12 protein-coding genes are annotated in these 13,202 nt (G+C 44.0%); 6 read left to right on the forward strand and 6 right to left on the reverse strand.

Features of this window, described 5'->3' with window-relative positions:
- Positions 1-321: 321 nt before the first annotated feature.
- The 4 genes from AB6735_RS23880 to pgmB form a co-directional block, all read right to left on the reverse strand.
- Positions 322-2,025, reverse strand: a complete 1,704-nt coding sequence (locus tag AB6735_RS23880) for an alpha-amylase family glycosyl hydrolase (protein ID WP_370998642.1) — start codon at positions 2,023-2,025, stop codon at positions 322-324.
- 316 nt (positions 2,026-2,341) lie between these two features.
- Positions 2,342-2,968, reverse strand: coding sequence for a transposase (locus AB6735_RS23885; RefSeq protein WP_370998643.1), 627 nt, complete (start codon positions 2,966-2,968; stop codon positions 2,342-2,344).
- A gap of 201 nt (positions 2,969-3,169) precedes the next feature.
- Complete coding sequence (locus AB6735_RS23890) at positions 3,170-5,479, reverse strand: glycoside hydrolase family 65 protein (protein WP_370998645.1); 2,310 nt, start codon at positions 5,477-5,479, stop codon at positions 3,170-3,172.
- A gap of 134 nt (positions 5,480-5,613) precedes the next feature.
- Positions 5,614-6,255, reverse strand: a complete 642-nt coding sequence (gene pgmB, locus AB6735_RS23895; RefSeq protein WP_370998646.1) for a beta-phosphoglucomutase — start codon at positions 6,253-6,255, stop codon at positions 5,614-5,616.
- Positions 6,256-6,471: 216 nt separating this feature from the next.
- On the opposite strand from pgmB, the gene AB6735_RS23900 reads away from it, so the two are divergent.
- Positions 6,472-6,834 carry a hypothetical protein gene (locus tag AB6735_RS23900; RefSeq protein ID WP_370998648.1) on the forward strand — a complete coding sequence of 121 codons (363 nt, stop codon included), beginning with the start codon at positions 6,472-6,474 and terminating at the stop codon, positions 6,832-6,834.
- A gap of 107 nt (positions 6,835-6,941) precedes the next feature.
- Complete coding sequence (locus AB6735_RS23905; RefSeq protein WP_370998649.1) at positions 6,942-7,472, forward strand: ferritin; 531 nt, start codon at positions 6,942-6,944, stop codon at positions 7,470-7,472.
- A 615-nt stretch (positions 7,473-8,087) separates the two neighbouring features.
- Here the strand turns inward: AB6735_RS23905 and AB6735_RS23910 are convergent.
- Positions 8,088-8,345, reverse strand: coding sequence for a (2Fe-2S) ferredoxin domain-containing protein (locus AB6735_RS23910; RefSeq protein WP_370998650.1), 258 nt, complete (start codon positions 8,343-8,345; stop codon positions 8,088-8,090).
- A gap of 75 nt (positions 8,346-8,420) precedes the next feature.
- On the reverse strand, positions 8,421-9,026 hold the full coding sequence (locus AB6735_RS23915; protein WP_370998651.1) for a DUF6624 domain-containing protein: 606 nt from the start codon (positions 9,024-9,026) through the stop codon (positions 8,421-8,423).
- 115 nt (positions 9,027-9,141) lie between these two features.
- On the opposite strand from AB6735_RS23915, the gene AB6735_RS23920 reads away from it, so the two are divergent.
- The 4 genes from AB6735_RS23920 to AB6735_RS23935 all read left to right on the forward strand — a co-directional run bounded on the left by AB6735_RS23920 (position 9,142) and on the right by AB6735_RS23935 (position 13,190).
- Positions 9,142-9,585, forward strand: a complete 444-nt coding sequence (locus tag AB6735_RS23920) for an SRPBCC domain-containing protein (protein ID WP_370998653.1) — start codon at positions 9,142-9,144, stop codon at positions 9,583-9,585.
- Between the two features lie 37 nt (positions 9,586-9,622).
- On the forward strand, positions 9,623-9,976 hold the full coding sequence (locus tag AB6735_RS23925) for a VOC family protein (protein ID WP_370998655.1): 354 nt from the start codon (positions 9,623-9,625) through the stop codon (positions 9,974-9,976).
- A 95-nt stretch (positions 9,977-10,071) separates the two neighbouring features.
- Entirely contained in the window at positions 10,072-10,620 is a 549-nt protein-coding gene (locus AB6735_RS23930; protein ID WP_370998656.1) for a thermonuclease family protein, read from the forward strand.
- 131 nt (positions 10,621-10,751) lie between these two features.
- Positions 10,752-13,190, forward strand: coding sequence for a penicillin acylase family protein (locus AB6735_RS23935; RefSeq protein WP_370998658.1), 2,439 nt, complete (start codon positions 10,752-10,754; stop codon positions 13,188-13,190).
- The last annotated feature ends 12 nt before the right edge of the window (positions 13,191-13,202 follow it).

Genomic DNA, 13,202 nt, shown 5'->3' on the forward strand with positions numbered 1-13,202 from the left:
TTATGGTGGAGACCCTGACAAACCGCCTCCGAACGGCCATCATTCCCCTTTCTGGTAACTCTTCCCAACACCTGTGGTTTGCAACGAGTGCTTAACATGGGTTCGCGTTTAAAACGCAAGGGCGATGCAATCGCCTCTCCACAATAAGCACTCGTTGCAAACGAGCGCAAGGCTGAAAGAGGGGGCTGAAACAAAATAAAAAATATGTCATTGCGTAGCGTATCGTGGCAATCCCCTCGCGTTCTCATCGGCAAGAATAGCTACGAGATTGCTTCGTCGTACCTCGCAATGACATGAAGGGGATTTGGGGAGTATCGTACCTTAAAACGCCAGCAAAAGCCCGCCAGAGGCCTGTATTTTTACCTCTACCCCATTTCTGATATCATCGGTATTGAACTTTGCTTCGCTAAGCAAATCGGTAAATGCTGTTTTACCGCTTACGTTTAGTTTACCAAGCAGGTCATCGGGTAGTTTAACAACCAGTGTACGTTCGGCACGGTTAAAGTTGGCGATAACCAGTACACGTTGCTGGTCGGTGTAGCGCAGATAAATATATAATAATTGATCAAAGCCGGGCTGATGCTCATTGGCCATCATCAGTTCATAAAAAAGTCCGTTGCTTAAAGCCTCGTTACCGCTCACACTGACCAATAATTTTTGATAGAAACCGCGCAGGTTATTCTGGCTTTCGGAAAGGTTTGCGCCATCAAATGCCCCATTATGGAGCCATTTCTGATGCTCGGGCAGGCCGCAATAATCAAATATAGAGGTTCGACCGTCATCACCGCTGAAGCCCTGATTGCCCAGAGCCGGTTCGCCTACTTCCTGACCCGAATAGATCATGACCGGACCGGTGTTCATGGTAGCCGTTACGATCATACCTGGGACGGCCAGCCAGGCATCACCGGCAAAATAGCGGGAGGCGATGCGCTGCTCATCGTGGTTTTCCATAAAGCGCAGCATGTGCTGGTCGATACCATGACAATGGGTGTTCCATACGTTGTTGATCTCCCAGGTGCTGGCGCCGTAGTCGTTACAGGTTAAGCGCCGTATGGCATCGTACAAACCCACCTTATCATACAGGTAATCAAATCCGCCTCTGGAAATATAGTCGCCGTATTTATTTTTATCATAGGCTTCGCCGATGAATATGGTGCCGGGATAAGCCGCTTTTAACTTAGGAATAACCCAGGCCCAGAATTCGGTGGGTACCATCTCTACCATATCGCAACGGTAACCGTCAACACCTTTCCGGCTCCAGTACGTCAGGATATCATAGATCTTGTTCCACAACGGAGGTATAGGGTCGAAATGACCATAGCGGCCGTTCATATAGTCAACCCCGTAATTCAGTTTCATGGTCTCGAACCAATCGTTTATAGATGGCGTGGCGCTGAATACATCATTACCTGTAGCTTTTGCGGGATTCTCGTCAAAACGGCCATCTTTCAAGGGACTGTGGAATTCATCCCCGCCTGGGTTATAACCAGCCGGCACTACAAAAGGCTGACCGGGGATATAGTAAAAATCGTTCCGTGGATCAAAAGCTTTGCTCTTATCATCATCCTGCCCAAAATCGCGAACATCGGGTGGTTTTACATCCGAAGCGTAGGTACGGGCCACATGGTTGGGCACCAGGTCCATGATCACCTTTAATCCATTATTATGGGTTCGTTGGATCAAAGCCTCATATTCGGCCATACGGTTGTTCACGTCAACAGCCAGATCGGGTGCGATGTCATAATAATCCTTAATGGCGTAAGGTGATCCTGCCCTGCCCTTCACAATATCCGGATCGTCATTGGCAATACCATGGGCAGTATAATCTGTCATGGTAGCGTGCTCAATAACGCCGGTGTACCATACATGGGTAAAACCCATGGCCTTAATTTCCTGCAGGGCTTTGTCGTTGATATCGTTCAGTTTGCCAACACCGTTTTCTTCGATAGAACCATTGACTTTATTGCGCGTTTGTGTATTGCCAAACAGGCGGGGCAATAGTTGATATATGATGAGTTTGTTCATTTTTCTTTTAGTATCAGGTAGTTAGTATCAGGTATCAAGACTTTTTTCCGGGATTTTGTTTAAAATGATTGTTTTGTTGTTCGGCGTTTACTGTAGTTGCAAACTACAGGCATAGTCGTCCGAAGTCAGAGACTTCGGACAGTGCATGTATGATTTTATTTTCTTAGCTTATATCACTATGCCTGTAGTCTTCAGACTACAGGGTCAGAGACTTCGGACAGCGCATGTATTATTTTATTTTCTTAGCTTATATCATTAAAAGTCAGGCGCTGTTCGAAGTCTCTGACTTCGAACCACTATGCCCGTAGTCTTCAGACTACAGTATATTCAAATACAAACAATCTACGTCTATGATCTTGTCAACTTCAGCATAATTTGAGGCACTTGAATAAACATAATCTTCAGCCCGATAAACCAGGCCTGCTTTAACCGGATTCTGGTGAATGTAATCAATCTTTTGCTGCATAAAAGCCGGTGAACTCAGTTCAATAAAATGATTATCATGCTCCCATAGCTGATACCGTTCATTGCGGCTATGCCTCGAAGCATAATATTTAAACTGGTGCAACATCCATTCGCGACGACTCTCGCCATCATTTACTTCTATATCATCCAGGATACGTTTGGCCGTAAACTTTTTGCAATCTCTCACAAAATCACTTATGGTAAATTTCTCATCTACAGAAACTACAAGGTGCATATGATTCGACATGATTACGTAAGCATGTAAATGCAACCCTTTGTGCGTCTGACAGTATTTTAGTGATTCAATTATTATATCTCGGTATTGCTGCCTGGAAAAGACATCTATCCAACCAACTACCGTAAATGTCATATAATAAATGGCTTGTTGATCGTGAATGATATAGCCTTTTCGCGTCATATAGTTATAAGCTTTGTTTAAATATATCAAAGCATTACTGTAGTTGCAAACTACAGGCATAGTCGTCCGAAGTCAGAGACTTCGGACAGCGCTGAATTTTGTTTGGACAGCGTACTTTTTCTCATTTATATACGAATGGCACTGTTCGAAGTCTCTGACTTCGGACAGCCCATAATTTATTATCTAATATCAAAAAGTTGCTGTTCGAAGTCTCTGACTTCGAACGACTATGCCTGTAGTCTTCAGACTACAGTGACCAATCTACTTTTCAATCAACACCTCACTACCAGCTTCTACCACATGCTCCTTCCCATAAACCACCACACTTGTTTCCTTATCCGAGGCATTTTTAATCTGCACACCATCCTTACTTACCTTAATATTCAGCAATGCCCCACGGAAACCGATATGAAACGAGAACGACGACCACTTTGCTGGGATAAAAGGCTGGAATGACAACTTACCATCACGCACGCGCATGCCCCCAAAACCTTCCACTACCGACATCCAGGTGCCGGCCATCGACGTGATGTGGCAGCCATCTTCGGTATCATTATTATAATCGTCCAGATCCAGGCGGGCGGTGCGCAGGTAAAACTCATAGGCACGGGCTTCATCGCCCAGTTTGGCGGCTAATATGGCATGCACACAGGGTGACAACGATGACTCATGCACAGTACGCGGCTCATAAAAATCAAAGTTGCGGCGGATGGTTTCCAGATCATACCTGTCTTCAAAAAAGTAAATCCCCTGTAATACATCGGCCTGTTTGATATAGCACGACCGCAGGATCCTGTCCCAGCTCCATTTCTGGTTCAGCGGACGGTCGGCAGCTGGCAGATCTTTCACCAGGATCTGTTCTTTATCCAGGTAGCCGTCCTGCTGTAAAAACATCTGTAGCTTTTCGTCGTAACCGTAGTACATTTTTTCGATGATATGTTTGTACCTGGATGTTTCGGTAGCTTCGTCAAAATTGATCCTGGCAGCCAGAGCATCGTATTTGGCTTTATTGGCGGCTTTTACTTTTTCAATTACTTCTATAGTGTAGGTCATGCACCAGGTAGCCAGGGTACTGGTGTACCAGTTATTGTTGATGTTATTTTCGTACTCGTTTGGCCCGGTTACGCCCAGCATCACATATTGTTGCTTAGCCTGCGACCAGCTTACCCTTTGCGACCAGAAACGGGCAATGGCTATCAATACTTCCAGGCCATAATCGGCCAGGTAGGCTTCATCAGCAGTATAACGCACATAATTAAAAATGGCATAAGCGATAGCTCCGTTGCGGTGGATCTCTTCAAATGTGATCTCCCACTCATTATGGCATTCGGTGCCATCCATGGTGACCATGGGGTACAAAGCCGCGCCATCCTTAAAACCAAGCAGGGTGGCATTCTCAATAGCTTTACCCAATTGTTTATAGCGGTACAGGAGCAGGTTACGGGTTACCTTTTGATCGGCAGTGGCGAGGTAAAAGGGGACACAATAGGCTTCGGTATCCCAATAGGTAGAGCCGCCATATTTTTCGCCGGTAAAACCTTTAGGGCCGATGTTGAGGCGGTCGTCCTCACCTGTATAGGTTTGGTTGAGCTGGAATATATTAAAGCGGATGGCCTGTTGCGCCGATACATCGCCTTCGATAATGATATCGTTATGTTCCCATTTTTTGGCCCAGGCAGCGGCTTGTTCCGCCAGTAGGGTATCAAAGCCTTTGAAGGAAACCCGGTTAAGGGTATCGTTCAAATGGGTTACCAATTCCCCGGGTTTGTGATTTTGGGAGGATAGATTAGCCACATATTTTATGATACTGATGCTTTGCCCCTGCTGCGCCTGTATAGTTATCGCCGAAGCCACATATTTTTCTTTGGTGATGGCTTCTGCATTTGGTTGAATCAGCTGCTCATTCTGCAAAAGGCTGAACTTCATGCCTGTGGCAACCTCAAAGCCTGTTTTCTTGGTACGCATCACCACGTAGCCACCATCAGGTTGGTTGGCTTTGCTTACCTCGTCCCAAAACTTTTCGTCGTAGTTGGAGTCTTTGTTTACTACATCACCATCGATAGCAGGTGTCAGCGTAATGTTACCGCTAAAGTTTACGGGGGTAATGGTATATTTTATGGCCGCTGCCTCATCGTCAACCATACTGCAAAAGCGAATGGCTTCTACCTCTACCGCTTTGCCACCGGTTGTTTTGGCGCTGAAGTTTCTTTTCAGGTATCCCTCCTTCATATTCAGTTCCCGGCGAAAATTGCTTACTTCGCACTTAGCCAGGTCGAGTTGTTCGCCGTCGATGCTTACATCGATGATCGTCCAGTTGGCTGCGTTGAGCACTTTGGCAAAGTATTCGGGATAGCCATTTTTCCACCAGCCTACACGGGTTTTATCGGGATAATAAACCCCCGCTACATAGTTGCCCAATAATGATTGTCCGCTGTAAGCTTCTTCAAAATTAGCCCGCTGACCCATGCGGCCATTGCCCAGGCTAAATATACTCTCCGATATTTGATGATGCTGCGGGTCAAAGCCTTCTTCAATAATGCTCCACGCGTTAGGTTGTATGTAGTTTTTCATTTAAAATTTCTACTCTACCGTCATTGCGAGGTACGAAGCAATCTCTATGCTGTACAGAGCAGTTGTAAGTGACCTGCCTATGTAGAGATTGCTTCGTACCTCGCAATGACGCGTTTGGGGTTAGTATATAAAAGTTATAATTTATCTAAAGTCATCTCGTTAAGCCCACTCACCACCAGATCTGCCTCATACAACACCTTGGGGTCGCCTATACCGATGGCTTTCATCCCGCCTGCTTTGGCTGCCTCCACACCGGCAATGGCATCCTCAAAAACCACGCAGTATTTTGGTTCGATGCTCAGTGCTTCCGCTCCTTTTAAAAAAACCTCCGGATCAGGTTTGGCTTTGGTTACTTTGTTGCCATCGATAATGGCGTCAAACAGGTGTACTATCTGCAGCTTCTCCAAAATGGTCATGGAATTTTTACTGGCCGACCCAAGAGCGGTTTTGATGCCCGCGTCGCGACAGCTTTGCACAAACTCGCGTGCGCCGGGCAATATTTCGGCAGGCGTCATCTGGTTTACCATTTCCATGTACCAGGCATTCTTTTGCGCGGCTAATTGATCCTTTTCGGCATCAGTTTTTGTTATCCCTCCGGCTTGCAGCACAATCTCTAACGACCGCACCCGGCTTACACCTTTCAATTGTTCGTTCTGCTGTTCCGTAAAATCAAAACCCAGTGAATTGGCCAGGCGTCGCCAGGCTTTATAATGGTATATGGCTGTATCAACAATTACACCGTCAAGGTCAAAAATACAGGCTTTAATGTTGTTCATTTTATACTGAGTATGTGGACCCTAAAGTATTAAAAACTTTTTTGGAATAAGGATTTTTGGAGCAAGGAACAAAGATTCTTTTATTGTTCCTTGCTCCAAAAATCCTAAAGTCCAGCATCCGGCATCAGCTTTCCATATCCCTTTGAGCCTTGTTAATAAAAAATAGAGTGCTTTATTTGGATTAATTATAAATAATAATAATCTTTGTGCCCAGATATGATTACCACCATTACAACAAGCACTCCATGGACAGATGTTTTTAAAACATCGGCAGGGGCCATTTACCAATGCGACGCCGAGCGTTGCTGGTATGTTGATTTTGCGGGTAAGGTGGCCAAATTCGATTATCGTTGCCTGTTAAAGCTGCGCAAGTCGGTTTATCATATCGATATTGAGCAAGCCCTGCTCAATACTACTAAAGATCCCGATGTAGAGATCATCTTTATCTGCGCCTGCGATCATTGCTATGTATTATCACTCATACAAATCATAGCCCTGAAAGAATTATTGGAAGGCACTTTTGTGATGCTGGAGTTAAATCATATCCTGCACGAACGTCTCTGTAACATAGTTAGTTAACTATTTAGACTAATACTAAATTCATATTATCTTTAAATTATAGTTATATTAACATATAGCACTATTATTGCATCATAATACCTGCAACAAGCTATTAATTTAAAACTATGAAAGATCTGCTCCGCATAAAAAGCCTTATTTCAACAGAAATTGAAGCGCTTTTAAATCAACAGGTTAGAAAAGAAGCTTTGTCTTCATCTATATATTTATCTATGGCTTCCTGGTGTAACCGTAATGGCTATGATTTTTCGTCCGACTACTTTTTTAAACAGGCTGAAGAGGAAAGGGTTCACCAGTTAAAATTTTATAAATACATCCTGGATATGGGCGGCAACGCTATATCTCCGGAAGTTACCGGCATCAAACAGGAATATAACTCTTTTCGCGAGGTGTTTGAAGAAGCTTTGGACCAGGAGATCAGCGTTACACAATCTATCAAAAACATTTATGCCCGTTGCATGAAAGAGCAGGATTTTGTGACTATGGAGTTCCTGAACTGGTTTCTGAAAGAACAACGCGAAGAAGAATACAAAGCCCGTCGTGCCCTTGAACTGTTTGAAGTTATCGGCGAAGAAGGTACCGGCAGATGGCAGATCGACAAACACGTTGGTCAGATCAAATATGACAGCGAAGCGTAAAAAGCGCCCCCTAAATGGCGTAGTCCTCATGAACGCCAAAACAAATAATATTGTGAATAATCTGCCCCTAAAGGGTGAGACTTTTGATAAGCAAAATTGAAAATTAAAAGTCCCTTGCATTTAGCGAGGGGCTTTCTAATTATTAAACCCTTCCCCTTCAGGGGAGTAATAGCCCATGAAAAGCATAAGGCGCAAATTAAGCATCTATCGACTCACCCCGACATCGCTGCGCTCGTCACCCCTCTCTACGCTTCGCGCATAGAGGGGATTTTTAATTCTTTTTTCTTTACCCTCTTTGCGGCAAAGCCGCAGAGAGGGTGGTCCAGCGAAGCGTAGACCGGGTGAGTCGGCTATGCGACTTTGTTTTTAATCTTGCAGGTTTAAACCCCGCCTTCATGGGCTATTACTCTTCAGGGGAGGGTTCAATGTCATTCAGTAAGTAATTTTACAAACTCCATGGGGGTTAAAACTGTAGAAAAATTCGGTTACCATTCAGTGCCATCGGTACTGTACCCGGTTGTATACATTCGGCATGCTACATGATTGTTGTTTGTTTCCTATAAAGCTTTTACTCCTCCGGAGTATCCTTAACTTGCGGGAAGGATTGGATAGAGCCTATATCAGATCCATCAGCTTCAATACGTCCTTAGGATGATATTCTTTCAACCAGGTATTACCCGGCTGAATACTACAAACAGGGGCATATTTACACCTGTCGGTGCATTCTGTTTCTATCACTTCTATCTCTTCGGGTCCGTGATGATGTTTGGCGTATGATTTAGCCAGCTTAAACATATCCTTGCCACCCCTCTTGCCGCATTTGCTACCAACGCATACATACAGTACTTTGTCTGGTATGGTAAATTTACCCATCAGGATACTTAATTTATGGTTAACATTAAAGCAACAAAGATAAGCTAATAAAGTTCCACTTGAATAATCTACGGGTTATTCAAAACTTTTAAGATAGGCAGCAAGTGGCTCAAGACCAACCTCCTTACGAAGCTTATCAACAGATTTGGGGTATTTCAGAGGGAAGGGTGTGGCTTTATGCGTTTTCGGATCAACATTTACTTGAGTACCGTAAATTTGCTTTTGATGTTTACCAACAAGTACCCTATCGGTCAGTAAAGCATAATTTTCTTTGTCGGCGTTATTCTTATCTACCTCCTTCTTCATCAAAATAAGCACCTGTTCCTGGAAGGGGATATCATCATCGCAATGTTGTACAATGGCCCAAAAGCTATCGCTTGAACCGCCAACCAGGTCATAACCCGGATAGCCGTACTTTTTGATAATAGCCTTGGCTTTTAACTCGTTGATACGATCCGCTTCTTCCCATTTACTTTGGATAGTTTCATCACTATAGACTGATTTTTCCTTTCGCCGCGTTTTCACAAATTCTTTACGCCAGAACTGATCGGTCTTAAACATGGAGTCGATCTGTTTTATTAAGGCAGCATTCTTTTTAACAACCTGTGCTGAAGGGGCAACAGCAAGATACCCGCAGAGGAGCGAGATGATAAGCAGCGTTTTCATCAATAATATTTTCATGAGATATTTTATAACTAAAGATATAGTTATAAATTAACTTTTCAAATAAAATAAATTTCATTTGCGTAACTCAAAAGTTACTTATATATTTACGTAACCCAAAGGTTACACATAAATGAAAAGAGATCTTGTTATCAAGTGGCATTTTCCCCATGCTCCTGAAAAGGTTTGGGAATGCCTCACTAACCCCGAGCTGGTTAGCCAGTGGCTCATGAAGAATGATTTTAAGCCTGTAGTTGGTCATCAGTTTCAGTTTCATAGCAAACCACTGCCTAAAATGGGTTGGGATGGTATTGTTTATTGCGAGGTACTGGAAGTGATACTTAATCAAAGGCTGGTATATACCTGGAAAGGCGGTCCCCGGCCCGGTGTTATAGGTTTGGATACTTTACTTACCTGGACGTTAACCCCCGATGGCGATGGCACCCGTCTGGTATTGGAACATAGTGGCTTCAAAGGGCTTAAAAATATATTCTCCAGTATATTTATGGAATCCGGATGGAAAAAAGGTATTACCCGCAGAATGATTCAAATATTAAATGAAATGCCAGGAGCTTAGACATTAGCTTTTAAACACCAACATAAAACCAACTCAAATGAAAGCAATTGAAGTTATCTCTATCCCGGTTACCGACCAAACCAGGGCCAAGGAGTTTTATCAAAAACTGGGTTTCGAAATCTTAGTCGATGCCCCTTTTGCCCCGGATCAGCAATGGGTGCAGTTGGGTTTCCCTGGTTCGCCGGTTTCTATTACGCTGGTTACACGGTTCCCTGAAATGATACCCGGCTGCATCCGTGGCTTTGTGATTAAAACCGATAACCTGGATGCCGATATTAAAGATCTCACCGCCAAAGGCATTGAACTGGGTACAATTGATGAGACCCCATGGGGGAAGTTTTTGGCCGTAAAAGACCCGGATGGTAATGTGATGAGCCTGCATGCGGAATAAAGAGTATCTGAATCAAAATTTTGACAATCATGTAAACAGCGAAGCCCTCAACGAAGTTAATTCTGATTCAGACAAAAAATCTGCACATTTGAAAAATGTTCAAAAAGTATCACACCTGCCTTCTCATCTGTCTGTTCATACTATGGGGCTGTAACCCCAAGCCAGCTAATCAGTATAAAGTAGTTAAAATAAAAGATGGTGATACGCTGGGCCTGCTCAGCAACGAGAACCAGCAAATTACCGTTCGCCTGGCCGAAATTGATTGCCCCGAAAAGTCACAGGCCTTTGGTAAAGCGGCTAAAAAATTCACTTCCGATCTTTGCTTTGGCAAGGATGTTACCCTGATAGGCAATACTAAAGACCGCTATGGCCGCACCGTTGCTATGGTTATTTTGCCCGATGGCACCAATGTAAATTATCAGCTGGTAAAAAATGGTTTCGCATGGCAATACAAAGCCTATTCACAAAGCGCCGAATTAGCCAGCCTGGAGCAAAATGCCCGCGAAAATAAGCTGGGCCTATGGCAGGATGCCAATCCTACCCCACCCTGGGAGTACCGCAAAGAGGGCCGCTCATCCGGTTATGATAATAATCCCTACAAAAAACATTATAAGCATAAACCAAAGCTTGAGGATGTATATTAAAACATTAACTTTGGTTAAGTGGTGAGTAGTGAGTGGTGAGTAGTTAACATCATGATTATTAATAGTCATAATTTTCTACTCATTATTCACCAGTCCCCGCTCACTGCCCAACTACTTGATACTGAAACCACATGAAGTTTACAAAAGCGTTTTTATCCATCGCCTTTACCCTTGTATTGATTTGGGCATTGCAACATAAATTTGGCCCGGTACCACCATTCGGCGATTTTTTAAGTCCGGCGGATGGATTTTGGCAAAATGCCGAAAGCAAGAATATTTTATCAACCACCCATTTAATGCTTCCGGGCCTTACGGATAAGGTAACCATCAAATACGATGAGAACCGTATCCCGCATATTTTTGCCGATAACGAGCACGACCTGTATTATGCACAGGGCTATATAACTGCTACAGAACGCCTTTGGCAAATGGATATACAAACCCGGCAAGCGGCAGGCCGCCTGGCCGAGGTACTTGGCCCGCAACTACTGGAGGTCGACCGTTATCACCGCCGCATGGGTATGGTTTATGGTGCCGAAAAAACTTTAAAAGCCATGATGAGCGAACCGGCCGTACGCCAGATGATACTGGCTTATACCGATGGTATTAACGCTTACATCCATCGCCTGCATCCACGCCAGTATCCTATTGAATTTAAACTGCTGGATTATGCACCAGAAGACTGGAAACCGATCAACTGCGCCTTTTTGCTCAAACTCATGAGCGAAACCCTGGCCGGTGGCTCCAACGAGTTTGCCATGACCAATATTTTAAAACGCTTTGGGGCTAAAACCACTAATGATCTGTTTCCGGATTACCCCATGCACGAGGATCCTATCATTCCGGTGGGTACCAAATGGGATTTTAAACCGCTGCCCATTCCCAAACCGTCGGCAAATTTTATGGCTTTGATGAATGATAGTATTAAAAGCGTGATAAAGGAAGAAGGCATCGGCAGTAATAACTGGGCGGTATCTGGCAGTAAAACAGCCAATGGTTATCCTATTTTAGCCAACGACCCACACTTAAATCTTACTTTCCCATCCATATGGTATCAAATACAGCTTTCGGCGCCATCTGTAAATGTTTATGGGGTTTCGTTACCAGGTTCGCCCGCCGTTATATTAGGTTTTAACAATAATATTAGCTGGGGCATTACCAATGTAGATGCAGATGTGCTGGATTGGTACCAGGTAAAGTTCAGAGATAATAAAAAGGAAGAATATTGGTACAATAACCAATGGAACAAAACCAACAGGCGGGTAGAAGTGATCAACATCCGCGGGCAACAACCTTTATATGACACGGTTATATACACTCATCACGGGCCGGTGGTTTATGAAGATAAAACCAAAAAAACTTCAGACTCATATGATTTTGCACCTGTAGGCGCCGCGCTAAGATGGATTGCGCATGATGAATCGGACGAGCTAATGACCATGTATATTTTAAACAAGGGAAAAAATTATGCCGATTACCGTAAGGCGCTTACCTATTTTAACGCTCCTGCATCCAACTTTGTATTTGCCAGTAAGGATAACGACATCGCCATCACCCCTAACGGTAAATACCCTTTAAAATACCGCGACCAGGGTAAATTTATACTGGACGGCACCGATCCGGCCGATGACTGGCATGGCTGGATTCCCTTTGAACAGGATCCTACCGTCAAAAACCCGCCACGTGGTTTTGTAAGCTCGGCCAATCAATCCTCAACAGATCCAACCTATCCATATTATATCAACTGGTCGTTTGCTCAGTATGAGCGTGGCAAGCGCATTAATGACCGGCTTACCATAATGCAAAAAGCTACCGTTGATAGTATGCGGATCCTGCAAACCGATACTTACAGCATCCGTGCGCAGGATATTTTACCTGCTATGCTAAAATATATCGACGCCTCCAAACTTGATCAAACCCAGTCGGCAGCTCTCAGTATGATCAAAAGCTGGAACAAAGATTTTAGCATCAATTCAACCGGGGCCTCTATTTTTAATGCCTGGTGGATTAAAATGTACAAAATGATCTGGAGTGATGATTTTGCGGCTAAAGACCTGCAGGAAAACTATCCATCGGTTGACCGTACTGAGCAACTTTTACTAAAAGAGCCCAATTCCAAATGGTTTGATGATATCCGTACCCCAACAAAAGAAACCTGTACCGATATAGTAACCCTGGCCTTTAAAACCGCTATAAATGATCTAACTCATGAATACGGTAAACCGGGCGAAAAATGGCAATGGGGTTCGGTCAAAAAAATGGAGATCAAGCACCTCACCCGCCAGGAAGCATTCAGCTCTGGCAATTTTGCTACAGGCGGTACAGGCTCAACCATTAACGCGTTGAACAACGGGCACGGCCCATCGTGGCGCATGGTGGTACAAATGGGGCCAACAGTAAAAGGCTATGGCATTTTACCCGGCGGCGAATCGGGCAATCCAGGCAGCTTTTTTTATGACGATATGCTAAAAACCTGGCAAAAAGGCCAACTAAAAGAACTATTGTTCTTGCAGTCGCCCGATGAAATGTCAAACCGTATTAAAACAACACTAACAATAGGCAGTAAATAAAAAAAGTATCAA

It is taken from the genome of Mucilaginibacter sp. RCC_168, from assembly GCF_041355315.1.
Lineage (GTDB): Bacteria > Bacteroidota > Bacteroidia > Sphingobacteriales > Sphingobacteriaceae > Mucilaginibacter.